The organism is Bradyrhizobium sp. 164 (genome assembly GCF_023073715.1).
In the GTDB taxonomy this organism is placed as follows: domain Bacteria; phylum Pseudomonadota; class Alphaproteobacteria; order Rhizobiales; family Xanthobacteraceae; genus Bradyrhizobium.
Genome location: NZ_JADPKA010000008.1, coordinates 208,127 through 230,913, shown reverse-complemented (window position 1 = coordinate 230,913; position 22,787 = coordinate 208,127). Strand labels below are relative to the sequence as shown.

General features: G+C 65.1%; 20 protein-coding genes. 10 read left to right on the top strand and 10 right to left on the bottom strand.

What is annotated here, in order from left to right; translation table 11 throughout:
* Positions 1-18 precede the first annotated feature (18 nt).
* From IVB01_RS04195 to IVB01_RS04185, 3 genes are all read right to left on the bottom strand, one after another.
* Positions 19-1,242, bottom strand: a complete 1,224-nt coding sequence (locus IVB01_RS04195; RefSeq protein WP_247275657.1) for a GGDEF domain-containing protein — start codon at positions 1,240-1,242, stop codon at positions 19-21.
* A gap of 84 nt (positions 1,243-1,326) precedes the next feature.
* Positions 1,327-2,829: a class I adenylate-forming enzyme family protein gene (locus tag IVB01_RS04190; protein WP_247275656.1), complete on the bottom strand. Its 1,503-nt coding sequence runs from the start codon at positions 2,827-2,829 to the stop codon at positions 1,327-1,329.
* A 4-nt stretch (positions 2,830-2,833) separates the two neighbouring features.
* Positions 2,834-4,690: an extracellular solute-binding protein gene (locus IVB01_RS04185; RefSeq protein ID WP_247494255.1), complete on the bottom strand. Its 1,857-nt coding sequence runs from the start codon at positions 4,688-4,690 to the stop codon at positions 2,834-2,836.
* Positions 4,691-4,951: 261 nt separating this feature from the next.
* Between IVB01_RS04185 and IVB01_RS04180 the strand changes: the two genes are divergently transcribed.
* Positions 4,952-5,773, top strand: coding sequence for an invasion associated locus B family protein (locus IVB01_RS04180; protein WP_247275655.1), 822 nt, complete (start codon positions 4,952-4,954; stop codon positions 5,771-5,773).
* A 77-nt stretch (positions 5,774-5,850) separates the two neighbouring features.
* On the opposite strand, the gene hspQ is transcribed toward IVB01_RS04180, so the two are convergent.
* Entirely contained in the window at positions 5,851-6,183 is a 333-nt protein-coding gene (gene hspQ / locus IVB01_RS04175; protein ID WP_008564941.1) for a heat shock protein HspQ, read from the bottom strand.
* Positions 6,184-6,288: 105 nt separating this feature from the next.
* Between hspQ and IVB01_RS04170 the strand changes: the two genes are divergently transcribed.
* Entirely contained in the window at positions 6,289-7,242 is a 954-nt protein-coding gene (locus tag IVB01_RS04170; RefSeq protein WP_247275654.1) for an AEC family transporter, read from the top strand.
* Positions 7,243-7,248: 6 nt separating this feature from the next.
* On the opposite strand, the gene IVB01_RS04165 is transcribed toward IVB01_RS04170, so the two are convergent.
* Entirely contained in the window at positions 7,249-8,433 is a 1,185-nt protein-coding gene (locus IVB01_RS04165; protein WP_247275653.1) for a UbiH/UbiF family hydroxylase, read from the bottom strand.
* An 86-nt stretch (positions 8,434-8,519) separates the two neighbouring features.
* Between IVB01_RS04165 and pcsA the strand changes: the two genes are divergently transcribed.
* The 3 genes from pcsA to IVB01_RS04150 all read left to right on the top strand — a co-directional run bounded on the left by pcsA (position 8,520) and on the right by IVB01_RS04150 (position 11,068).
* Positions 8,520-9,287, top strand: coding sequence for a phosphatidylcholine synthase (gene pcsA, locus IVB01_RS04160; protein WP_247275652.1), 768 nt, complete (start codon positions 8,520-8,522; stop codon positions 9,285-9,287).
* Positions 9,284-10,018: a TerC family protein gene (locus tag IVB01_RS04155; RefSeq protein WP_247275651.1), complete on the top strand. Its 735-nt coding sequence runs from the start codon at positions 9,284-9,286 to the stop codon at positions 10,016-10,018. Before pcsA ends, IVB01_RS04155 begins: the two co-directional genes overlap by 4 nt.
* A gap of 75 nt (positions 10,019-10,093) precedes the next feature.
* The gene (locus IVB01_RS04150; protein ID WP_247275650.1) at positions 10,094-11,068 is read left to right on the top strand and encodes a quinone oxidoreductase; all 975 of its coding nucleotides are present in this window, start codon (positions 10,094-10,096) and stop codon (positions 11,066-11,068) included.
* A 152-nt stretch (positions 11,069-11,220) separates the two neighbouring features.
* On the opposite strand, the gene IVB01_RS04145 is transcribed toward IVB01_RS04150, so the two are convergent.
* The gene (locus IVB01_RS04145) at positions 11,221-12,417 is read right to left on the bottom strand and encodes an acetylornithine transaminase (RefSeq protein WP_247275649.1); all 1,197 of its coding nucleotides are present in this window, start codon (positions 12,415-12,417) and stop codon (positions 11,221-11,223) included.
* Between the two features lie 326 nt (positions 12,418-12,743).
* The gene (gene rimO / locus IVB01_RS04140) at positions 12,744-14,069 is read right to left on the bottom strand and encodes a 30S ribosomal protein S12 methylthiotransferase RimO (protein ID WP_247275648.1); all 1,326 of its coding nucleotides are present in this window, start codon (positions 14,067-14,069) and stop codon (positions 12,744-12,746) included.
* 110 nt (positions 14,070-14,179) lie between these two features.
* Between rimO and IVB01_RS04135 the strand changes: the two genes are divergently transcribed.
* From IVB01_RS04135 to IVB01_RS04115, 5 genes are all read left to right on the top strand, one after another.
* The gene (locus IVB01_RS04135) at positions 14,180-14,770 is read left to right on the top strand and encodes an ANTAR domain-containing protein (protein ID WP_008564898.1); all 591 of its coding nucleotides are present in this window, start codon (positions 14,180-14,182) and stop codon (positions 14,768-14,770) included.
* Positions 14,767-15,930 carry a CmpA/NrtA family ABC transporter substrate-binding protein gene (locus IVB01_RS04130; protein WP_247275647.1) on the top strand — a complete coding sequence of 388 codons (1,164 nt, stop codon included), beginning with the start codon at positions 14,767-14,769 and terminating at the stop codon, positions 15,928-15,930. Before IVB01_RS04135 ends, IVB01_RS04130 begins: the two co-directional genes overlap by 4 nt.
* 337 nt (positions 15,931-16,267) lie before the next feature.
* Positions 16,268-18,049, top strand: coding sequence for a NirA family protein (locus IVB01_RS04125; RefSeq protein WP_247494250.1), 1,782 nt, complete (start codon positions 16,268-16,270; stop codon positions 18,047-18,049).
* On the top strand, positions 18,046-19,656 hold the full coding sequence (locus tag IVB01_RS04120; RefSeq protein WP_247275645.1) for a sulfite reductase subunit alpha: 1,611 nt from the start codon (positions 18,046-18,048) through the stop codon (positions 19,654-19,656). Before IVB01_RS04125 ends, IVB01_RS04120 begins: the two co-directional genes overlap by 4 nt.
* 256 nt (positions 19,657-19,912) lie before the next feature.
* The gene (locus IVB01_RS04115) at positions 19,913-20,065 is read left to right on the top strand and encodes a hypothetical protein (protein WP_212025333.1); all 153 of its coding nucleotides are present in this window, start codon (positions 19,913-19,915) and stop codon (positions 20,063-20,065) included.
* Here the strand turns inward: IVB01_RS04115 and IVB01_RS04110 are convergent, their stop codons facing one another.
* From IVB01_RS04110 to pxpB, 3 genes are read right to left on the bottom strand one after another with little or no spacing between them, the layout of a single operon-like run.
* Entirely contained in the window at positions 20,066-20,836 is a 771-nt protein-coding gene (locus tag IVB01_RS04110) for a 5-oxoprolinase subunit PxpA (protein WP_247275644.1), read from the bottom strand.
* A 31-nt stretch (positions 20,837-20,867) separates the two neighbouring features.
* Complete coding sequence (locus IVB01_RS04105) at positions 20,868-21,905, bottom strand: biotin-dependent carboxyltransferase family protein (RefSeq protein WP_247275643.1); 1,038 nt, start codon at positions 21,903-21,905, stop codon at positions 20,868-20,870.
* Positions 21,902-22,633, bottom strand: coding sequence for a 5-oxoprolinase subunit PxpB (gene pxpB, locus IVB01_RS04100; RefSeq protein ID WP_247275642.1), 732 nt, complete (start codon positions 22,631-22,633; stop codon positions 21,902-21,904). Before pxpB ends, IVB01_RS04105 begins: the two co-directional genes overlap by 4 nt.
* Positions 22,634-22,787 lie beyond the last annotated feature (154 nt).

Genomic DNA, 22,787 nt, shown 5'->3' with positions numbered 1-22,787 from the left:
GAAGCGGCTCGCTAAAAACTACGACGCCGCCCGCGACGCATCGGCGGACAGCCGCCCAAGGAGCGAGCGCGCCGTATCCGATGCCGACAGCGAATCCACGCTGACCACGGGATCGCTGCGCATCTCGTGCTTGCCGTTCGCGGTGTGCCGCATTACCGCCGACAGACGACGCGCGATCATATGCGCGGTGCGGAAGTCGGTCTCCGCGAACACCACGATCACCGAACCGTCCTTCTGCGCCGCGCCAAAATCCATCTGCCGCATCAGGCGGCTGAGGATCCGCGCGGCATCGAGCTGGGCACGGGGATTATTGGGATCGAAGGCGAAGCGGGCAACAGAGAGGCCGCCGCCGCGGGCCAAGGTCTGTTCGACCGCCTTGGCAAAATCTCGGGCGAAGGCTTCCACGGTGAGTAGGCCGCTGCGTGGATCGATCCAGCCGCCGGCGTCGATCGAGCGCAGCGTGCGGCTCAGCTGTGCTTCCATCGCATGCTGGCGGATTAGTGGCAGTGCATTGGCAGCGACCTTCACCGGCTCGCCGGAGATCAGTTCGAGATTGGGCAGATCGTAACTTTGCGCGAGCTGGTGTGCGGTGACGACGACGGGCAGGCTACGGAAGCGGGTGTCCTCGGCGAGCACCGTCAGGAAGGCATCGGTGACGCGCGCCGTAAAGCCTTCGGCGAGCACGACGCCATCGAGGTCGCGGGTGTTGAGATGCTTGGCGGCGGCTTCGATCGAGAGCGCGCCGATGACGCCGATGCGTTCGCCGAGCGCGACCGACAGCGCAGGATAGGCCGCGCCGCGGCCGATCAGGAGCACGGTGGCATCGCGTGCGGGATCGGCCGCCGGCAACGGGACCGTCGCTTCCGGCAGCCGGCGCAGCACGGTGGCGTGAAGGGTGCGCACACGCAGCGCGGCGCGGAGCCGCGCGATCAGGCGGTCGGGATTGGCGCCGCGTGAGGCGAAGGGCAGGGCGTTGTGCGGCAGCGTGCCCGCGGCATCCATGGCTACGAAGGGAAGGTAGGGTGACTGGCTCGCAATCTTCTTCGCGAGCGGAGCCATGTGCGGCTCGTGTCCGGCATGCATCGCCGCGAGAACGGCGGCCGGCTGCACCTGCTCGACCGCGCGTGCGACGCTGGCCCAGTCGGTGTCGACCACGGGAAAGAGCCGGGCCTCGTCCAGCGCCGCAATGAAGGGCGGCCGTTCGGCATTGGACACAAACAGGATCGGGCCCGCCTGGGACATTGCAAACTCTGATCACGCGACAGATGCCGCACAATCTAGTTTGGCTGCCTTAATGCAGCGTCAACGGAACGGCTGAAACTGATCCTAGACCTGCCCCGAGCGGTCGCGAAAAGCCTCGACCATCAGGGGGTTGAGCCCGAGCTCGCTGAGCGCGTCGCGGGCGCGGGCGTTGTCGTGGGCCCGGCCTGCCAGCCGATGGCCGGAGAGGCGGTCGGGCAGGGCGGTGAGCAGGGCACCCTGACCGAGGCGGCGAGCCCATTCTTGGAGATCGTTGGAGAGGAAGCGGTAGCCGCCGACGGCCATGATGCCGGAGGGCGGCGCGGTGATGCAGATTGCGCCGCTCGGACGGTCGAGCCGCGCGGCATAGCCGGTATCGACATAGTCGCGCGGCGGCTGCGCGACCAGCGTGTCGCCGACCGGCTGCGGCGGCGCGTAGGCTGCGATCGGCACCATCGGCCCGCGCAGGCCGAGCGTGCCCTTCGGGGTCAGCAGGATCTCGCCCGCGATGGAGGAGCCGGACTGCTCGCGCGGGGCGCCGTGCGGCCCCGGCATCACCGCGACAGGCATGCCGTCCTCGCCGCGGCGGGCGCCGAACAGGCCAGCCTCGCCGAACAGATAGACATCCGTCAGCCGCGCATGCGGCGCTATCCAGGCATCGCTTGCGGCGACCTGCTCGGGCGCGCGCCAGAGGCCGATGACGTTGCGCAAGGTCGGCATCCGCGCGGCGAGATCGGAATCGCCGAGGCGTAGCGCGAGCTGGGCAGGCGCGATCAGCACCTCGCATTCGTGCTGGTTGATCTGCTGCTCCAGCACCTCGCTCTCGAAGGGATGATGCAGCGCCAGCGTGCCGCCCGAGAGCAGCCAGACCGCCAGCGAAGAGGCTAGCCCCGCGAACGACATCGGCGCGAACGCCGCCATCACGGTCGCGCCCTGCTTGACGTCGGCCTCGAGCGACATCGCGAGGCCACCGGCGATCAGGCTGAAATGCGGCCGCGGCACCGGGCGAAAACCTTCCGCGGTGACGTCGAAAGAGATCATCGCCGCCTTGCGGCCGTCCTGGATCACGGTGCGCGTGCTGCCGGGCGGGCGGGCCAGCACGTCGTCGAGCGAAGCCATGCCCTCGGGCAGATCGGTGCCGAAGCCGCAGACGTGACGGATCGAGAATGCTTCTGCCGCTGCTTGCATCGCCAGGTCGGCATAGCTGACGCCATCGACCGTGCTCATGGTGACGATGGCGCGCGCCGCGGTGCGGTTGAGCGCGGCGGTCAGTTCCGCATGCCGCCACAGCAGCGGCAGCACGGCGACGACGAGGCCCGCGCGGTGGGCGGCGAGCACCGTCAGCACGAATTCGACCGTGTTGGGCAGCTGGATCGCGATGACGGTATTGGCCGGCAGGCCGGATTCGACGAAATGCGCCGACAGCGCCTCGATCGCCGTATCGGCCTCGGCGTAGCTCATCCGCCGCGGCTGGTGCCCGGTCACGTGCGTCTTGTTGAGGGGATCGAGCAGAGCCGGCGCGTGCGGCTGCCGGGTCAGCGTGCGCTGAAACAGCGTGTCGAGCGTCGGCGATATTGCTGGCTGGTTCACGGCGTCACTTTGCTTGATGAGCTTCCGGCTGCCCCTTCGACCACCAGGTCTCCGGCAGATAGCCGGACAGCGAAGTGGCCTTGGGCCGTTCTATCCGATTCCAGCGCGCGATCCATTGCTCGGATACGTTAAACAAGGGGATTGTGTAGAAGCCCGCGACCAAGGAGCGGTCGAGCGCGCGCACCGCCGAGACGAAATCCGCATGTTCACGGGCCTCCAGCAGAGTGGCTATCATGGCATCGACGGCGGGATCCCTGGCGCCCATGTAGTTGCGGGTCCCCGGATTGTCGGCGGCAGCGCTGCCCCAATACAAATACTGCTCGTTGCCGGGGGACAGCGACTGGTCCCAGCGGTTCTGGATCATGTCGAACTCGTAAGCGAGTCGGCGCTGATCGAACTGCACGGGATCGACCGAGCGCACGGTCGGCTCGATGCCGGCGCGCTTGAGGTCGCGCTGGAAGGAGAGCGCGATGCGCTCCTGGTCGCGGGTTGTGACCATGATCTCGAAGGTGAAGGGCGCCTTGGTCGCGCGGTTGCGCAGCACGGTTCCGTCGAGATCGTAGCCGGCCTCCGACAACAGTTTCAGCGCGGCGCGCAGTGTCGCGCGGTCGCGACCCGAGCCGTCGGTGACCGGCAGGCGGTAGCTGCCGTCCATGATGTCGGGCGGGATCCCGGCGGCGAAGGGATTCAGCAGCTCACGCTCACGCGCATCCGCAGGCCGGCCGTAGGCCGATAGTTCCGAGCCGGCGAAATAGCCGGCGACGCGCGAATAGAGGCCGAAGAAATAATTGCGGTTGACCAACTCGAAATCGAACAGCAGCGTCAGCGCCTTGCGCACGCGGATGTCGGCGAAGATCGGTCGGCGGGTGTTGAATACCAGGAATTCGGAAGGCTGCGGCACCCCCGGCTTGACGGTATCGCGGATCACTTCACCGCTTCGTGCAGCGGGAAAATCATAGCCGTCGTGCCAGCGCAGCGGCTCGTGCTCGACACGGAAATCATAGAGGCCGCGCTTGAAGGCCTCGAACTGGCCGTTGGCCTCGCGAAAATAGTCGAGCCTGATCTCGTCGAAATTGTAGAACCCGCGATTGATCGGCAAATCACGGCCCCAATAGTCGGGATTGCGGGTCAGCGTCACGCTGGCGCCGGGCCTCACCGCCGTGACGCGATAGGGGCCCGAGCCGATCGGGCCCGTCAGCGTTGTCTCCTCGAAGCTGGCGAGGTCCACCGCATGCTTGGGCAGGATTGGCATCAGGCCGAGGATCAGTGGCAACTCGCGGTCATTGGCGCCAGAGAGGTCGAAGCGGACGGTGAGGGGGTCGGGCGCCTCGGCCTTTGCGACCTTGGCGTAATATTGCCGGTGATTGGGACGGCCGTGGTCGCGCAGGAGCTGCCAGGAGAAGAGCACGTCTTCAGCCAGCACGGGTTTGCCGTCGGAGAAGTGGGCGCGCGGATCGAGGTGGAACGTGACAAAGGTCCTGTCGTCGTTGGTTTCGACGGTCCTGGCGAGCAGGCCATAAAGCGTGAACGGCTCGTCCTGGCCGCGCGCGAGCAGGCTCTCGACCACGTAGCTCCGCACCTGCTGCACGGCCAACCCCTTCACGATGAAAGGATTGAGGCTGTCGAAGGTGCCGAGAACGCCCCACGTCATGCGTCCGCCTTTGGGGGCATCCGGATTGACGTAGGGCATGTGGGTGAAATCGGCAGGTATCGCCGGCTTGCCGTGCATGGCAATGGCATGGGCTTCCTCGGCACACGCGCCGCCTGCCGACAATCCGACGGAGAGGGCCAAAACGAGGGCCGGGGCGAGACGGCAAAGGCGGAGTCCGGGGCCCTCGAAGAGGCGCTGGAACATGAACATCGGCACACGTTGATTCGAGGACCGGCAGGCCTGAATCCTATCACAGGGAATTTCCCCTGGGCGCAGCTGTGGGTGTGGCCAAAGATGGCTGTCGGCATTGATCTTTTCGTCGGCCACGTTAAGAAGGCGGTCAATCGCGCAAGAGCGCCGAGCCCGTCACTTATCCGCCTCAATTGACGGGAAGAGAGCCGCGCCCAAGGCGGCCAGGTTCGGCGCTTCGGAGCGGTTCGGGCACTTCCCGTTCAGAAAGGGTTTTCCGCAATGAATTTCCGTTACTTGGCCGCGTCCGTCCGGCCGCGCGGGCGACTTCTCGCCCTGTTGACGGCGACGGCGTTGGCCGTTCCGTTTGCCGCTGAGGCCCAAGCTCCCGCACCAGCTCCTGGCGCGCCCGCGCCCAAGGCGACTCCGGCCCCGAAAGCGGCGCCGAAGGCTGCCCCCAAGGCTCCGGCGCCGGCGGCCTCACCGCAGGCCCAGCAGGCTCCGGCGCAGGGCGGCCAGCAGCAGGGCGCAGCCCAGCCGGCCGATCAGCAGATCCAGCTGATCTATGCCCCCTGGACCAAGTTCTGCCTGAAGGGCCAGGACGCCAACGCCAAGCAGGTCTGCTTCACCGGCAAGGACGGCCGCATCGAGTCGGGCCAGCCGGTCATCGCCGCCGTGATCATCGAGCCCGAAGGCGAACCCAAGAAGATTCTGCGTGTGACGCTGCCGCTCGGCATGCAGCTCGTGCACGGCACCCGCATCATCGTGGACAGCAACGCGCCGCTGCAGCAGCCCTACGTGATCTGCTTCCAGAACGGCTGCATGTCCGATTACGAGGCCACGCCCGAGCTCATCAACAGCATGAAGAAGGGCCAGAACCTCGTTGTCCAGGCGATCAATGCCAACGGCGCGCCGCTGACCCTGCCGCTGCCGCTCGCCGGCGAATTCCAGAAGGCCTATGACGGTCCGCCGACCGACCCGAAGGTGTTCGAGGAAACCCAGAAGAAGCTTCAGGAAGAGCTTCAGAAGAAGGCGGAGGAGCAGCGCAAGAAGCTCGAGCAGCAGGGCATGCCTCCCGGCACAGCTGCGGCTGGTCAGAAGTAATCGGGACCACATCCCAAACACGAAAAAGGCGCTCGGTTTGAGCGCCTTTTTTGCGGGCCGCTTGCTGGCGGCGAATTTCAGTTCAGCGACGGATTGCGCGGGCGATAGCCGCCGGCTTTGTCCTTGATGAAGATCTCGGCAACCTGTGAATGCCGGACCGGCTCGCCGGAATCGTCGGGCAACAGATTCTGCTCCGAGACATAGGCGACGTATTCCGATTCCGCGTTCTCCGCGAGCAGGTGATAGAACGGCTGGTCCTTGTGGGGCCGCACCTCCTCGGGAATCGAGAGCCACCACTCCTCGGTGTTGTTGAATTCCGGATCGATGTCGAAGATCACGCCCCGGAACGAGAAGATCCGGTGGCGCACGACCTGTCCGATCTGGAATTTGGCGGTCCGCGCTTTAATCATCCCCCGTCGATAGACCAGGATTGTGGCCGATGCTAGTGGCGTCACCGGAATTAACCTTCGCGTCAGGGACGGGTAGCCCCCAAGTCTTCAGAAAACACTTCATCAATGCTCAATATCCTCAATCTGGCTCTGCCTTATTTCGGCTTGATCTTCGTCGGATTCGCGTGCGGCAAGGCCAAGTCCCTGCCGGAATCGGGCCTCGCCTGGATGAACTTCTTCCTGCTTTACGTCTCGCTGCCAGCGCTGCTGTTCGCGATCATGTCGAAGACGCCGTTTGCGGAGCTGAATAATCCACCGTTCCTGATCGCGACCACGCTGGCGACGGTTGCGGCGTTCACGCTCGCGCTGGTCGCCGGCAAGGTTCTCGGCCGGCTGACGCTGCGCGAGGCGACGCTTGCGGGCCTCTCCGGCGGCTACGGCAATATCGGTTATATGGGGCCGGGCCTGGCGCTCGCAGTGCTTGGGCCGAAGGCATCGGCGCCAACCGCGCTGATCTTCTGCTGCGACAGCATCTTCCTGTTCACGATCGTGCCGCTCTTGATCGAGTTGTCCGACCGCGACCATCCCTCGCTCGTCCACGCCTTCGGCGTCGTGCTGAAGCAGATCGTGCTCAACCCGCTGATCATGTCGGCCTGTTTTGGTGCAGCGGTTGCAGCGCTGCATATCGAGCTGCCGGTTGCGCTCGACCGCACCATCACCTTCCTCCAGAACGCAGCTGCGCCGACCGCGCTGTTCGTGCTCGGCGTGACCGTGGCGCTGCGCCCATTCGACCGCGTGCCTTGGGAGGTGCCGGGCGTGATCGCGGTCAAGCTCCTGATCCATCCGCTCACGGCATTCGGCCTGATGCTGGCGTTCGGTCCGTTTGCGCAGCCCTGGGCCGCGACCGCTGTACTGATGGCTTCACTGCCACCGGCCCTGAACGTGTTCGTGATCGCTCGGCAGAACGATGCCTGGATCGAATCCGCCTCCGTTGCGGTACTGCTCGGCACCTTCGCATCGGTGGTCACGCTGACCAGCGTGATGTGGGCGATCCAGAGCGGCCGGCTGGCGCTCCCGTGAGGCGGCTTACCTTCGCCATGTCGGCGCCAGGCCCTCGCGCATCGCAAAGCGACGGAGCGGGCCGATGGCGCCGAGCAGGCGCATGCCAACGGCGCGGACCGGCTGCAGCGGCAGGAAATCGTTGAGCAGGGAGCGGTTGGCGATGTCGATCGCAAAGGTCCGGCTCAAGACGTCCGGACGCCGCGCCCGGTCGTAGCGCTTGAGCACGTCGCTCGCGCCCGGATCCCGGCCCGCTGCGAGGGCCTCGCCCGCGACCCGGGCGATGTCGGCGGCATCGCGCAGGCCGAGATTAAGGCCCTGGGCGCCGATCGGGGGAACCACATGGGCCGCTTCTCCGACGAGCGCGATACGGTCACGGCCGAAGGATCTTGGACGCTCGATCGCCAGCGGGAACAGGTTGCGGCCGGGCTCGACCGTCATGCGTCCCAGAATCGAATGCGACTGCTTCTCGATCGCGGCGGACAACTCCTCGTCGCTCAGGCCGCGAAGCCGCTCGGCCTCCGCCGGCGCCGCGACCCAGACGATGCTGGAGCGATCGCCGGGCAGGGGCACGAACACGCAAGGACCGTGCGGCGTGTGGAACTCGGTCGAGACATTGCGATGCGGCCGTGCATGGCAGACGTTGAAGGTCAGTGCGGTTTGCGTCAGCTCGCGCCGCATCACCGCGATGCCGGCAGCCTCGCGGCATAGCGAATGCCGACCATCGGCGCCGACCACGAGCCGGGCCGAGAGGAATTGTGCCGCGGCCGTGCGAATGGCGACCGCGTCGGCTTCGATCAAGACGCTTTCCGCCTCGTCGTCGCAACGGACGAGGTGGGGGAGTTCGGCCGCGCGTTCTTCGAGCGCCAGCATCAGCGAACGATTGTCGATGTTGTAGCCGAACGCGTCGAGACCGATTTCGTGACAGGAGAAGCGGACCTCCGGGGCACGGAAAAGCCGGCCGGTGTCGTCGACGAGGCGCATCACCTCGAGCGCGGCCGCCTTTTCCTTGCAGTGCGACCAGACGCCGAGGCTCTCCAGAAGATCGACGGAGGCCCCCAACAGTGCGGTGGTGCGGTTGTCTGCATAGGGCACGCGGCGCGCCACCAGCGCGGTCCGCGCACCCGCCTGCGCCAACGCGATCGCCGCTGCAAGTCCTGCCGGTCCGCCGCCGATCACGGCGGCGTCATGGAGTGTCGATGCGTCTGTCATGGAAGGACAATTGACACGCCCCGCGGCAAATTCAAGCCCGCTGATTTTGCCTGATTTTATGACGAATTGTGCAACGGCGCGCCGCAATGGCGGATGTGCAAATCGGTCTCATTCTGGTAGCAGAAGCCATGGACAGCCAAGAGGATTCCCTGAAGCCCAGCCCCGCGATCCGCGCCGCGGCGTTCTCGGTCCACATCTTCACCGCGTTCGGTGCGGCGATCGCGCTGCTGGCGATGCTGGAGGCCGTGCGCGAGCACTGGGCAGCGATGTTTCAGTGGCTGGGCGTTGCCCTGATCATCGACGCGATCGACGGTCCGATCGCGCGCCGGCTCGACGTCAAGAAGGTGCAGCCGAACTGGTCGGGTGACGTGCTCGATCTCGTGGTCGACTTCGTCACCTATGTCTTCGTGCCGGCTTACGCGATCGTGGCCAGCGGGCTGTTGCTGCCGGTCGCAGCTCCCTTGCTCGGCGTCGCCATCATCGTCACCAGCGCATTATATTTCGCCGATCTGCGCATGAAGGCGGACGACAATCATTTCCGCGGCTTCCCGGCACTGTGGAATGCGGCGGCGTTCTATTTGTTCCTGCTGCACTGGCCGCCGCTCTGGTCGACGTTGCTGGTCGCCGTGCTCGTGGTGCTGACCTTCGTGCCGTTTCACGTGCTGCATCCGGTCCGCGTCGTGCGGCTGCGCTGGCTGACGATGTCGTTGATCGCTATCTGGGCGCTGCTCGGCCTCTATGTGCTGCAGATGGATTTCCGCGTCGGCACCGGCGTGACAATAGTGCTTTGTGCCATCGCGCTCTGGATCAGCTTCAGCGATGCCCTGATACGACTGGTGAGATCCTTCGCATGATCGATCTCCTCACCAGTCCCGAAGCCTGGGCTGCGCTGCTGACATTGACGGCGCTCGAGATCGTGCTCGGCATCGACAACGTCATCTTCCTGTCGGTGATCGTCTCGCGCATTCCGGAGAAGCAGGCGCATCGCGCCCGCCAGATCGGGCTGGCGCTGGCGCTGCTGTTCCGCATCGTCCTGCTCAGCCTCCTGGTCTGGCTGATCGGGCTGACCGCGCCGGTGTTCGCCGTCAAGGGTTACGACTTCTCCTGGCGCGATCTCATCCTGATCGCCGGCGGCCTGTTCCTGATCGCCAAGGCGACGCACGAGATTCACGGCGAGGTCGAAGCCGATGACGGCGAGGGCGACGAGAAGTCCGCCGGCAACGCCTTCTTCTGGGTGATCGTCCAGATCGTGATCATCGATGTCGTGTTCTCGCTGGACTCGATCATCACCGCGATCGGCATGGCGCAGGACATCGAGATCATGATCGCGGCCGTCGTGATCGCCTGCCTGATCATGTACATTTCGTCGGGGCCGGTGTCGCGATTCGTCGCGGAGCATCCGACCACCAAGATGCTGGCGCTGGCATTCCTGGTGCTGATCGGCGTCGCGCTGGTCGCGGACGGATTCCAATTCCACATTCCGCGCGGCTACATCTATTTTGCGATTGCGTTCTCGGCGGCGGTCGAATTCTTCAACGTGCTGGCCAAGCGCAACCGCAGGAAAGCCGGCACGCCGTCCGTCTAGCCGTTCCTAACTGGGTCGAGTTGACAAGGCGGGCGCGATGCCGTTCGCTGAGCCGCGAGAAGAGGAGGTCAGGTGATGACCAAAGCCGTCCGTGTGCACAAGGTCGGAGGCCCCGAAGCCCTGGTCTATGAGAGCGTCGACGTGCCGGCGCCCGGGCCCGGCGAGGTGCGCATCCGCCAGCACGCGGTCGGCCTGAACTTCATCGACGTCTATTACCGTACCGGCCTCTACAAGGCGCCGGGATTGCCTTTCATCGCCGGCAACGAGGCCTCGGGTGAGGTCGTCGCGGTGGGACCGGGCGTCACCAATTTCCATCCCGGCGACCGCGTGGCCTATTATCACAATCTCGGCGCCTATACCGGCGAGCGCAACATCCCCTGGGAGAAGCTGGTCAAGCTGCCCGACCACATCACCCACGAGCAGGGCGCCGTGCTGATGCTGAAGGGGCTCACGGTCTGGTATCTCCTGCACAAGACCTTCAAGGTCGAGCCGCATCATCGCGTGCTGATCCACGCAGCCGCCGGCGGCATCGGCTTGCTTGCCTGCCAATGGGCGAGGGCGCTCGGGGCCCACGTCATCGGCACGGTGGGTTCGCGCGAGAAGGCCGAGCTTGCGGAGGCCAATGGCTGCGACCACGTTATCCTCTACAACGAGGAAGACTTCGTCGCGCGCGTCAAGCAGATCAGCCGCAACGAGGGTTGCGACGTGGTCTATGACGGCGTCGGCAAAGCGACCTTCCCGGGCTCGCTGTCCTGCCTGAAGCCGCGCGGCATGTTCGTCTCGTTCGGCAATGCCTCCGGTCCCGTGCCGCCGTTCTCGATCGCCGAGCTCAACAATCACGGCTCGCTGTTTGCGACGCGGCCGAAGCTCAACGACTATGTCGGCAAGCGCTCGGAATTGCTGGAAGGCGCCGACACGCTGTTCGCCGCCGTCATCAATGGCAAGCTGCACGTGCCGATCAACCACGCCTACGCGCTCAAGGACGCCGCGAAGGCGCATATCGAGCTGGAAAGCCGCAGGACGACGGGCGCGTCGATCTTGAAGCCGTAGTTTCTTCCGTCATCACCTGCTCCGGGGTCCCGGACAAGCTGCAGCGCGCAAGCGCTGCGGCGTAGATGCGCACCATGCAGAGAGATGGGGCCCCGGCTCTGCAGCGCATCGCCGAAGGGGCGCTGCGCTGCGTCCGGGGCACGAGACGTGTCTTACGCCACCCGCCGTGCCGCGCCGGCCTTGGTCAGAATCGCGTCGAGACAATCGATCATCTCGGCGATCTCAGCCCGCGTGACGTTCAGCGCCGGCATGAAGCGCAGCGTGTCGACCTGCGGCGCGTTCAGGAGCACGCCGGCCTCGAACGCCTGCGCGACGATCCCCGGCGCGATCGGCAGCTTGAGGTCGAGCGCCAGCAGCAAGCCTCGGCCCCGCACGCCGCCAAGCCCGTGCCGGGCCGAGACTTTCTGCAGCTCGCTTTCGAGCAGCAGCCCGGTCTCGATGACCGACTTCAAAAAGTTCGGCTTGCTGACCGCTTCCAGCACCGCAAGCCCCGCCGCGCACATGATCGGGTTGCCATTGAACGTGCCGCCCTGATCGCCATGCGCGAAGCAGGAGGCGCGTTCGGCCGCAAGCAGGGCGGCGAGCGGCACGCCGCCGCCGATACCTTTGCCGAGCGTCATGATGTCGGGCGAGATCCCGGTGTGCTCGTGGTGGAAAAGTTTTCCGGTCCGGCCCATGCCGGTCTGGATCTCGTCGAAGATCAGCAGAAGACCGTGCGACTCGGTGAGCGCGCGCAGCTCTTGCAGGAACTGATCACTCGCCGGCCACACGCCGGACTCGCCCTGGATCGGCTCGAGCATCACAGCGACGGTGTTGTCGTTGATCAGCTTCTCGACGGAGGCAATGTCGTTGAGCTTGGCCTTCTTGAAGCCAGCGACTTTTGGCTCGAACAGCGGCTCGAACGCCTTCTTGCCCGAGGCCGACATCGTCGCCAGCGTCCTTCCGTGGAAGCTGCCTTCGAAGCTGATGATCTCGAACGCACCGCCCTTGTGGAGGCTGCCGTATTTTCGCGCCAGCTTGATGGCGCCCTCGTTGGCTTCCGCGCCTGAATTGGCGAAGAACACCTGGTCGAAAGCGCTGCCTTCGACCAGAGCCTGGGCGAGCCTGAGGCTCGGCTCATTGTAGAAGGCCGGGCTGGGCGTCAGCAGCCGCTTGGCCTGCGCGGCGAGCGCATCGACGATCGCAGGCGGCGAATGGCCGAGGCAGTTCACGGCCCAGCCCTGCACGAAATCGAGATAGCGCTTGCGGCTGTCGTCCCAGAGATAGGAGCCGGCGCCCCGGACGAACACGGCCTTGGGTCGTGCCGTGATGTCCATCAGCGCGTCATACGGATGGGTGGCGGTGGTCATGTCGAACTCCTCTGGAGGCGGATGGAAAAGACGCGCGAAAGCAAGAAGGCCGCACTTTGCGGGTGCGGCCTTCTCGAAAACTCTGCTGAATTCAGGCGATCAGCGGCGTCGTCGGACATGGCGCAACCCATCATCGTCGCGGGTGCGACGACGGAAAGCTGCGCGGCGGTGGGTCCGAGAGTTGATCATGGGGCGCGTCCGTACAGCCGAACGGCTGGACTTGTCAAGCAGACGTTCTAAAAAAACACGCGCCTGGCGTGTATCGGTCAGGTACGAAGCGCGGCTTCCTCGCTGCTTCCGGACGCAGGTCAAGTTTTGACGAGCCGTCAGAATCCCGCGACGCTGCCGTACAGATCGTATGCGTCGGCGCGCTCGATCTTGGCGGTGACGATCTCGCCGACGCGCAAGGGGCGGCGGCTGGAGAGATAGACGGCGCCGTCGATCTCGGGCGCATCCGCCTTGGAGCGGCCCTTTGCCACCGTCGGGCCGACCTCGTCGATGATGATCTGCTGGCGTGTGCCGACCTTGCGCTTCAGCCGCCGTGCCGAGATCTTCTGTTGGCGGGCCATCAGCGCATTGTAGCGCTCCTGCTTGATCTCTTCCGGGACCGGGTTCTCGATCGCATTCGACGTGGCGCCCGCGACCGGCTCGTATTTGAAGCAGCCGACGCGGTCGATCTCCGCTTCATCCAGCCAGTCGAGCAGATAGGCGAAGTCGGCATCGGTCTCGCCGGGGAAGCCGACGATGAAGGTGGAGCGCAAGGCGAGATCGGGACATTCCTCACGCCAGCGCTTGATGCGCGCCAGCGTCTTGTCCTGCGCCGCCGGGCGCTTCATCGCCTTCAGCACCTCGGGGCTCGCGTGCTGGAACGGGATGTCGAGATAGGGCAGCACCTTGCCCTCGTTCATCAGCGCGATGACATCATCGACATGCGGGTAGGGGTAGACATATTGCAGCCGGACCCATGCTCCGAGCTCGCCGAGCTCGCGCGCGAGATCGAGGAATTTGGCACGGACCTGGCGATCCTTCCACGGGCTCTCGGCGTATTTGAGATCGATGCCGTAAGCGGACGTGTCCTGCGAGATCACCAGCAGCTCCTTGACGCCGGCGCCGACCAGGCGCTCGGCCTCGCGCAGCACGTCGTTGGCGGGGCGCGAGACGAGATCGCCGCGCAGCTTCGGGATGATGCAGAAGGTGCAGCGGTTGTTGCAGCCTTCGGAGATCTTCAAATAGGCATAGTGCCGCGGCGTCAGCTTGATGCCTTGTGGCGGCACCAGGTCGAGATGCGGATTATGGGCCGGCGGCAGCGCGCGATGCACGGCGTCGAGCACGCTCTCATATTGCTGCGGGCCGGTGATGGAGAGCACGCCCGGATAGGCCTGCTCGATCTGCTCGGGTTCCGCGCCCATGCAGCCTGTTACGATCACCTTGCCGTTCTCGGCCATGGCCTCGCCGATCGCCGAGAGCGATTCCTGCTTGGCGCTGTCGAGGAATCCGCAGGTGTTGACGATGACGATGTCGGCCCCGTCATGCTTGCGGGCGAGCTCGTAACCCTCGGCGCGCAGGCGCGTGATGATGCGCTCGGAATCCACCAATGCCTTGGGACACCCGAGCGACACGAAGCTGACCTTGGGCGCAGCCGTCTGATCCATATCTGAACTGCCTGATTGACCGGCCTGAGCTAGTCCCAATTGCCCACAATTACAACCCTTTGCAGGGCGTTCCGGCGTGCTATGGATGAATCACTGGTGGTGAGTGAGCTATGAGCGCCGAACAGTCGCCCAAAATCGTGATCGTCGATGAAAGCCCGATCCGGGCTGCGATCCTGGAGGAAGGATTGCGGGAGGCCGGATTCACGCAGGTCGTCCATATCCGCGAGATGCAGAGCCTGCTTGCCCGTATTTATGCGGTCGACCCCGACATCATCCTGATCGATCTGGAGAACCCCAGTCGCGACGTGCTGGAGGCGATGTTCCAGGTCAGCCGCGCCGTGAAGCGGCCGATCGCGATGTTCGTCGACCAGAGCGATTCCGCCTCGATCCAAGCCTCGGTCGAGGCGGGGGTATCCGCCTACATCGTCGACGGGCTGAAGAAGGAGCGCATCAAGCCGATCCTCGACCTCTGCGTGTCTCGCTTCAACGCTTTCGCCAAGCTCCAGGAGGAGCTGGAACGCACCAAGTCGCAGCTCGAGGACCGCAAGATCATCGAACGCGCCAAGGGCATCCTGATGAAGGTGAAGGGCCTCACCGAAGACGAAGCCTATGTGCTGCTGCGCTCCACCGCGATGCGCGAGAAGAAGAAAATCGGCGAGATCGCGCAGTCGATCATCACCGCGTCGGAGATGCTGAAATGACCGCGCCCCTTCGCATCGGGTTCATTCCGCTGGTTGATGCCGCCGCCCTGATCGTCGCCGTCGACAAGGGCTTTGCCGCTGCCGAAGGGCTCGAGGTCGAGCTGGTGCGCGAGGTGTCCTGGTCCAACGTCCGCGACAAGCTCAATATCGGCCTGTTCGACGCCGCGCATCTGCTCGCGCCCGTCGCGATCGCGTCCTCGCTCGGGCTCGGCCACGTCAAGGTGCCGATCGCCGCGCCCTTCAATCTCGGCATCAACGGCAACGCGATCACGGTGTCGCCGGCGCTCCACGCCGCGCTGATGGAGGAGATCGACGGCGACCGCTTCGATCCGCTTGTCACCGCCAAGGCGCTGGCGAAGGTGGTCGCCAAGCGCCGCAAGGCCGGGGCCGATCCACTGACCTTCGGCATGACCTTCCCGTTCTCGACCCACAATTACCAATTGCGGTTCTGGATGGCGGCGGCCGGCGTCGATCCCGATGAGGACGTGCGCCTTGTCGTGCTGCCGCCGCCCTACATGGTCGACAGTCTCAAGAGCGGGCACGTCGACGCATTCTGCGTCGGTGCGCCCTGGAACTCGATCGCGGTCGATCTCGGCATCGGCCATATCCTGCATTTCGTCTCCGACATTTTGGTGCGCGCGGCGGAGAAGGTCCTGGCCGTCCGCCAGGTCTGGGCCGACAAGAATCCGGACGTGGTCGCCAGCCTCGTGCGCGCGGCGGTGAAGGCGGCCGAGTTCATCGAGCATCCGGAAAACCGGATCGAAGCGGCGCGGATACTGGCGCAACCCGAGCGGATCGGCGTCGATGCCGAAGTCATCCAGCGCACCCTCACGGGACGTCTGAAGATTTCGCCGGACGGGACGTTCCGCGAGAGCGGCCGCTATCTGCTGGTTGGGCGCGAGGAGGCTGGGCGCCCCGATCCGGTTCAGGCCGCCTGGCTCTATGCGCAAATGGTACGTTGGGGGCAGGCGGCGTTGAGCCCGGACGGCGCCAAGACGGCGATGGCGGTGTTCAGGTCCGACCTTTACGATGCCGCCCTCGGCCGCCGCCCGCCCGACGAAGCCCCGGCGGCATTTGGGGCCTTCGCCGGGCCGGCGTTCGATGCTGACAACATCCTGCAACATCTAGAGGCCTTCGACGTGGGGCGTTGGAAGGCCTGATCGTCTCTGCATAATTTTAAGGCAATCCATCTCATCGACTAAATTTTGAGCTGACTGCTCGAATTTCATGAGGTGATCCGCGACCGGAATGTTCCGGAGCTGCTGCTAAGTGATTGAATTCTCAATTTTTCTTATTTCGTCGAAGCTGGCACGCAACTTGAATGTTGCACTGCGGCCAGCTTGTCACAGGTGCCTGCTGAGCCGAAACCCGCAGCAACGAAGCTGATCGGACCGCTGGGTCACGAGGCCGGCTCTTGGAGCCAGCCGAGATACCTCGCGGGTCGTGCCAATTTCCGTCGATACCACCTCGGTGGCCGCAGGAGCTTCGTTACCGACCATGAAAATCGATACGCTCGCAGTCGACTTTACCGACGAGCAGAAACGCTATCTCGAAGGCTTCACGACCGGTCTGCAGATCAGCCGCGTCGGTCGCGGTCTCGGCGGCGGCGCCGCCAAGGCGAGCGCCGAGCCCACCGGTCCCGATGCCGTGCACATCAAGGCGCAGGACAAGGTGATCGCGTCGGGCAAGAAGCTCGCCGACCAGGAGAAGTTCAAGCGCGAGGAGCATCCTTTCGATGCTTATTCGCGCTTGCGTCAGCAGGCGCTCGACAACGCGCCGCCGAGCCCGGCGGACAATTTCCGCTGGCGCTATTACGGCATCTTCTATGTCGCGCCGACGCAGGATTCCTACATGAGCCGCCTGCGGATTCCCAACGGCATCATGAAGCACTGGCAGCTGTCCGGCCTTGCCGATCTCGCCGACGAACTCTGCGGCCCCTACAGCCACGTCACCACGCGCGCGAATCTCCAGCTTCGTGAGATTCCGCCGAAGAACGCCGTGAAGCTGATCGAGGGCATCCAGGACCTCGGCCTGTGCTCGCGCGGCTCCGGCGCCGACAACATCCGCAACGTGACGGGAACGCCGACGGCGGGCATCGATCCGCAGGAGCTGATCGACACGCAGCCTTATGCGCGCGAGTGGCACTATCACATCCTCAATGACCGCTCGCTCTACGGCTTGCCGCGCAAGTTCAACGTCGCCTTCGATGGTGCCGGCAGGATCGCGGTACTCGAGGAGACCAATGACATCGCATTCACCGCGTACGAGGTGAAGGACGGTTTCGGCGTCGAGCCCGGAGTCTGGTTCCGTCTCGGTCTCGGCGGCATCACCGGCCACAAGGATTTCGCCAAATATTCCGGCATCATCGTCAAGCCGGAGCAGGCGACCGCGGTCGCCGACGCAATCGTGCGCGTGTTCATCGACCATGGTGACCGCACCAACCGCAACAAGGCGCGTCTGAAATACGTGCTCGACAGCATGGGCCATGACGGCTTCCTCAAGCTGGTCGAGGAGCGATTGAAGACACCGTTCACGCGCGTGCCCGGAGAGGCCTTTGCGCCTCGGCCGGCCGCGGACCGCATGGCGCATGTCGGCGTGCACAAGCAGAAGCAGGACGGTCTCAACTGGATCGGCGTGTCGCTGACACTCGGCAAGCTCACCTGCGATCAGATGCGCGGCCTTGCCAAGATCGCACGGGATCTCGGCGACGGCGAGATCCGCCTCACGGTCTGGCAGAACCTTCTGATCTCGGGCGTGCGCAACGAGAATGTCGAGCTTGCCATCGCGGCGATCAAGCAGATCGGGCTCGCGGTCGAGGCCTCGCATATCCGCGCCGGCCTGATCGCCTGCACCGGCAATGCGGGCTGCCGCTTCGCCGCGGCGAACACCAAGCGCCATGCCGAAGAGATCGGTGACTGGTGCGAGCCGCGCGTTCCGATGGACAAGCCGGTCGACATCCATGTCACCGGCTGTCACCATTCCTGCGCGCAGCACTACATCAGCGACATCGGTCTGATCGGGGCGCGCGTGCCTGTCAACGAGGAGGACACGGTCGAGGGCTATCACCTTTTCACCGGCGGCGGGTTCGGCCCTGACGCGGACGTCGGGCAGGAGGTCTATCACGACCTCAAGGCCGAGGATGCGCCGAAGACGGTCGAAGGACTGCTCAAGGCCTATATCGCCCATCGTTCGTCTCCCGATGAAACCTTCCTGTCCTTTGCGCGCCGCCATGACGGCGAAACGCTGCGCAAGCTCGCCGATGCACAGGTGTCCGCATGAACCAGATCACGCCTCCGCCGAAACTCGACATCATTCCCGCCAGCGCACCGTTCTCCGATGCGCAGCGTTCCTGGCTGAACGGCTTCTTTGCCGGACTGTTGTCGCCTGACGCCGCCGCGCCGCTGTCGGCGGAGCAGGGCGCCGCCGTCATGCAAGGCGCCGCCGGCGACGGCGACGACGGCGAAGCGCCGTGGCACGACCAGACCTTGCCGATTGCCGAGCGGATGAAACTCGCCGAGGGCCGTCCCCTGCGCCGCAAAATGATGGCGGCGATGGCGCAGCAGGATTGCGGCCAGTGCGGCTACAATTGCCACGATTATTCCGAGGCCATCGCGAGCCGCAGCGAAGCACGGCTCAACCTCTGCGTTCCCGGCGGCAAGGAAACCGCGCGAATGCTGAAGTCGCTGTACGAGGAGCTCGACAAGGCCCCGGCGGCCAAAGCGGCGGACAAGCCGGACACGGCCGCGCCAGCGGTGACCGTGACCATCGCAGAGCCGGGCCGCTCGCGCGACAACCCCGTGACCGCGACTTTCCTGTCGCGCCGTCTTCTCAACAAGGGAAAGTCGGAGAAGGAGACCTACCACATCGAGTTCGATCTCTCCGAGAGCAGGCTCGACTACGTCGTCGGCGACAGTTTTGGTGTGTTCGCGCGCAACGATGTCGGCCTCGTCGACCAGATCATCGCGCTGCTCGGCGCCTCCCACACCACCAAGGTCAACGGCAAGACGTTGCGCGAGGTGCTGATCGAGGACGTCTCGCTGTCGCCGGCGCCGGACACGCTGTTCGAGCTGATCTCCTTCATCACCGGCGGTGCGGCGCGCGAGAAGGCGCGGGCGCTGGCGCAGGGCGAGGATCCCGATGGCGATGCGGCGACGCTCGACGTCATGGCCGCGCTCCAGAAGTTTTCGGGCACGCGGCCGCATCCGGAGGCCTTCGTCGAGGCGCTGGAGCCGCTTCAGCCGCGGCTCTATTCGATCTCGTCCTCGCACAACGCGACGCCCGGAAAGCTATCGCTGACGGTCGATTCGGTGCGCTACGTTGTCGGCAAGCGCAAGCGCCTCGGCGTCGCCTCGACCTTCCTCGGCGAGCGTATCAACGAGGGCGAGAAGCTCAATGTCTATGTGCAGAAGGCACACGCCTTCGGCCTGCCGCAGGACCCGAAGACGCCAATCATCATGGTCGGCCCCGGCACCGGCATCGCGCCGTTCCGCGCCTTCCTGCTCGACCGCAAGGCTACCGGCGCGCCCGGCAAGAACTGGCTGTTCTTCGGGCACCAGCGCAGCGATTGCGACTTCTTCTACCAGGAGGAGCTCAACGCGATGAAGACCTCGGGTCTGCTCACGCGACTGTCGCTGGCCTGGTCGCGCGACGGTGAGAAGAAGTTTTACGTGCAGGACCGCATGCGCGAGGTCGGCCGTGAGGTGTGGACGTGGCTTGCCGAAGGCGCGCATCTCTACATCTGCGGCGATGCCAAGCGCATGGCCAAGGACGTCGAGCGCGCGCTGGTCGACATCGTCGCCCAGTTCGGCGCACGTTCGACCGACGAAGCCGTCAGTTTCGTCGCCGAGCTCAAGAAGACCGGCCGATTCCAGGCTGACGTTTATTAAAACGCGAGAACATCGGGATGAGTCGTCCGGTTGATCGGACGGCCTTCCCAGGGTTTGGCCTGGCCATCATCCCTTGCGAGCCGGTTCCGGCTGCCTCGGAATTTAACGAATGAGATTCTCGGAACCTTCGCTTGCGGAGAATATGCATCTGCAATGAGCCTCCTATGAAGAAGCTCATCGCTTTTTCTGTCGACGTCTTGCCGGCACCCCCGGTTGATCCATCATAATCCCGCAAATGGGGCACTGGAGATCGACCATGCGCGAATTATCGGCCGAGGCCAGACTGCACTTCTACGCGCGCTCGCTCTCGCGTCGGACCGGGACGAGCATGCATCATGTCGCGCTCTATAGCGCGTTCGCCGTCATCGCGGCGATCGTGTTCGGCACGTTGTCGGTGCATCCGTTCTGATCACGCCCCGCGCTTGAACGGCGCGACCTCGATCCCCGCATTCTTCAACGCCTGACGCACACCGCGCGCGATCTCGACGGCGCCAGGCGTATCGCCGTGGATGCAGACCGTGTCCGTGCGCATCTTGATCACCTTGCCGGTGACAGAGACCACCGCGCCGTCCTGCACCATGCGCACGACGCGATCGGCGATCGCCGTGGCATCGTGCAGCACCGCGCCGGGTTTCTTGCGCGAGACAAGATTGCCGTCGTCCTCATAGGCGCGGTCGGCGAACACCTCGTGCACCATCGGCAGATTGGCCGCTTCGCCGGCCTTCACCAGCTTCGAGTTCGCGAGCACGACGAAGATCAGGCTGGGATCGACCGCCTTGATGCCGGCGGCGATCGCCTTCGCCGTCATGTCGTCCTCGCAGGCGACGTTGGAAAGCGCGCCATGCGCCTTCACATGCGTCACCTTGTACCCGGCTGCGGTCGCGATCGCCTGCAACGCGCCGATCTGGTAGGCGACGAGGTTCTCGATCTCGGATGCCTTCAGCCCCGCGATCGGATGCCGGCCAAAGCCGTGCAGATCGCGGTAGCCGGGATGCGCGCCGACCGAGACGCCGCGCGCTTTCGCGAGCTCCACCGTGCGGCGCATGATGTCAGGGTCGCCGGCGTGGAAGCCGCAGGCGACGTTGACCGAGCTTGCCAGCTCGATCATCGCCGCGTCATTGCCCATCTCCCACGCGCCAAAACCTTCGCCGAGGTCGCAATTGAGATCGACTGTCTTCATGGGTGCTCTCCGCCTCTGGTCTTGTTGCCGTTCACGGTTCCGCGGCGACCTGCCACGTCCCGGCATCGACGGCGCTCACGGCATAGCCCGCAACGTTAGCATCGCTGAGCGCCTCGATGTTGAGCGAGGTGGTGTCGGCAGGGCGCAGGCGATCGGGCAGGCTGCGGATCAGTTGCGCGAACTTGCGCGCCTCGTCCTGCGCCTCGGCCATGCTGACCGCCTTGAAACGGAACGCGGTTCCCGCCGAAGTCTGCGCGAGCCGGCCGACATCGGCCGTGATGACGGTTGCGATCTTCGGATAACCGCCCGAGGTGCCGCGATCCATCATCAGCACGATTGGCGCGCCATTGCCGGGCACCTGGATGCTGCCATTGACGGTGCCGTCGGAGACGATGTTGTGGCCGTGCAGATGCTTGATGGCGGGGCCCTCGAGGCGGTAGCCCATCCGATCGGAGGTTGCCGAGATCTTCCACTCGCTGTCCAGGAACAGCGCCTTGTTGGCGTCGTCGAATTCGTCGTCCTGCGGGCCCAGCAGAACACGGATCGGGCCGCTCACGGGCTTCGGCAACTCGATCCGCAGCTCGCTCGCGCCGCTTGCGGCATCAATGTTGAATTCGTCGCCGGCCTGGAGCGGGCGCGGGTAGGGGCTGCCGAGGCCCGCGCGCGCATTCACGGCGAGGCTGCCGAACACCGGCTCGCCCTTGATGGCGCCCTCGATCGCGAGATAGGTGAAGGCGCCGCCGCGGGCAAAGCCCAGCGTCAGAGTCTCGCCATCCTTCAAGATCACCGATGTGTCCATGGCGATCGGATTTCCGGCGACGTCCGCATTGCGCGGCGCGCCCGATATCGCGATGCGCACGGCGCCATCACGTGCGGTGAAGGAGGCGCCGAACGGGCCGATCTCGACGGCGGCCGCAAACGGCCCGTTGCCGACAAGCGTGTTCGCCGCAGCAAGCGACAGCCGGTCCATCGCCCCGCTCACCGTCAGTCCATAGCGCTGCGCGCCGTGGCGGCCGCCATCCTGAACGGAGCTTGCGGGCCCGATGCTGGTGACGACGAGCCGGCTCATGCGACCACCTGGTCGGCGACGATTTCGCCGGCTTCAGCAGCGCGGTCCAATTCTTCGAACGTCTTGTGGTCGATGGCGTAAAACGTCACGCGATCACCGGGTTCGGTGAGGAAGGTCGGATTGCGGTGGAGCTGATAGGTCCGCACCGGCGTGCGGCCCAGAAGGTGCCAGCCGCTCGGGGCGGCCAGGCATTGGATTCCGGCCTGGACGCCGCCGATCGAGATCGTGCCGGCGGGCGTCAGCACGCGCGGATTCTGTCGCCGCGACATGTGGAGAAATTTATCCAGCCCGCTGAGATAGGACCAGCCCGGCGTAAAGCCGATCATGGCGACCTTGTAGTCGCCGGCGACGTGACGGGCGACGATGTCGTCGGGGGTGGTGTTGAGCGCCTTGGCGACATCCTCGAGGTCGATGCCGTGCTCGCCGCCATAGGCGACGGGAATGCGCCAGCGGCGAGCCTTGGTTGCCGGAGGCAGCTTCTGGCTCGCGAGCGCGAGCAGCTTCTCGCCGAGCGCGTCGAAACCGATCTTGCCGGGATCGTAGTGCACCAGCAGCGAGCGATAAGTCGGCACGGCCTCAGTGATGCCGTCGATCGGGCTTGCGACAAGCGCCTTGTCGAGCGCCAGCACGCGCTGGTTGGCATCATCGTCGATGGTGCGGCTGAACTCGACCGTGACGGCGCTGTCGCCACTGGGCAAAAGGCGGGGCGGGGGAAGCGTCGAGGCCATGAGCTGTCGAAATCGGACTTCTGAAGAATGCGGTCCCCAGCGTTCGAGTTCCGCTTCGTCCTGCTTCGCGTAAATGCGCCCGCAAGTCCAATAAATTAATGCAAGGGGACACGATAAAGCCTTGTTATCGCGTCGCATAATAGCCCGGCGGCCC

What these genes read in the sequence shown, in the direction of transcription:
- IVB01_RS04145 (WP_247275649.1), bottom strand. Translation starts at nt 12,417, where the DNA reads ATGACCACCGCCACCCATCCGTATGACGCGCTGATGGACATCACGGCA.
- IVB01_RS04135 (WP_008564898.1), top strand. Translation starts at nt 14,180, where the DNA reads ATGAGCGCCGAACAGTCGCCCAAAATCGTGATCGTCGATGAAAGCCCG.
- IVB01_RS04125 (WP_247494250.1), top strand. Translation starts at nt 16,268, where the DNA reads ATGAAAATCGATACGCTCGCAGTCGACTTTACCGACGAGCAGAAACGC.
- IVB01_RS04180 (WP_247275655.1), top strand. Translation starts at nt 4,952, where the DNA reads ATGAATTTCCGTTACTTGGCCGCGTCCGTCCGGCCGCGCGGGCGACTT.
- IVB01_RS04170 (WP_247275654.1), top strand. Translation starts at nt 6,289, where the DNA reads ATGCTCAATATCCTCAATCTGGCTCTGCCTTATTTCGGCTTGATCTTC.
- IVB01_RS04120 (WP_247275645.1), top strand. Translation starts at nt 18,046, where the DNA reads ATGAACCAGATCACGCCTCCGCCGAAACTCGACATCATTCCCGCCAGC.
- IVB01_RS04115 (WP_212025333.1), top strand. Translation starts at nt 19,913, where the DNA reads ATGCGCGAATTATCGGCCGAGGCCAGACTGCACTTCTACGCGCGCTCG.
- IVB01_RS04185 (WP_247494255.1), bottom strand. Translation starts at nt 4,690, where the DNA reads ATGTTCATGTTCCAGCGCCTCTTCGAGGGCCCCGGACTCCGCCTTTGC.
- IVB01_RS04155 (WP_247275651.1), top strand. Translation starts at nt 9,284, where the DNA reads ATGATCGATCTCCTCACCAGTCCCGAAGCCTGGGCTGCGCTGCTGACA.
- pxpB (WP_247275642.1), bottom strand. Translation starts at nt 22,633, where the DNA reads ATGGCCTCGACGCTTCCCCCGCCCCGCCTTTTGCCCAGTGGCGACAGC.
- IVB01_RS04165 (WP_247275653.1), bottom strand. Translation starts at nt 8,433, where the DNA reads ATGACAGACGCATCGACACTCCATGACGCCGCCGTGATCGGCGGCGGA.
- IVB01_RS04130 (WP_247275647.1), top strand. Translation starts at nt 14,767, where the DNA reads ATGACCGCGCCCCTTCGCATCGGGTTCATTCCGCTGGTTGATGCCGCC.
- hspQ (WP_008564941.1), bottom strand. Translation starts at nt 6,183, where the DNA reads ATGATTAAAGCGCGGACCGCCAAATTCCAGATCGGACAGGTCGTGCGC.
- rimO (WP_247275648.1), bottom strand. Translation starts at nt 14,069, where the DNA reads ATGGATCAGACGGCTGCGCCCAAGGTCAGCTTCGTGTCGCTCGGGTGT.
- IVB01_RS04150 (WP_247275650.1), top strand. Translation starts at nt 10,094, where the DNA reads ATGACCAAAGCCGTCCGTGTGCACAAGGTCGGAGGCCCCGAAGCCCTG.
- IVB01_RS04110 (WP_247275644.1), bottom strand. Translation starts at nt 20,836, where the DNA reads ATGAAGACAGTCGATCTCAATTGCGACCTCGGCGAAGGTTTTGGCGCG.
- IVB01_RS04195 (WP_247275657.1), bottom strand. Translation starts at nt 1,242, where the DNA reads ATGTCCCAGGCGGGCCCGATCCTGTTTGTGTCCAATGCCGAACGGCCG.
- pcsA (WP_247275652.1), top strand. Translation starts at nt 8,520, where the DNA reads ATGGCGGATGTGCAAATCGGTCTCATTCTGGTAGCAGAAGCCATGGAC.
- IVB01_RS04105 (WP_247275643.1), bottom strand. Translation starts at nt 21,905, where the DNA reads ATGAGCCGGCTCGTCGTCACCAGCATCGGGCCCGCAAGCTCCGTTCAG.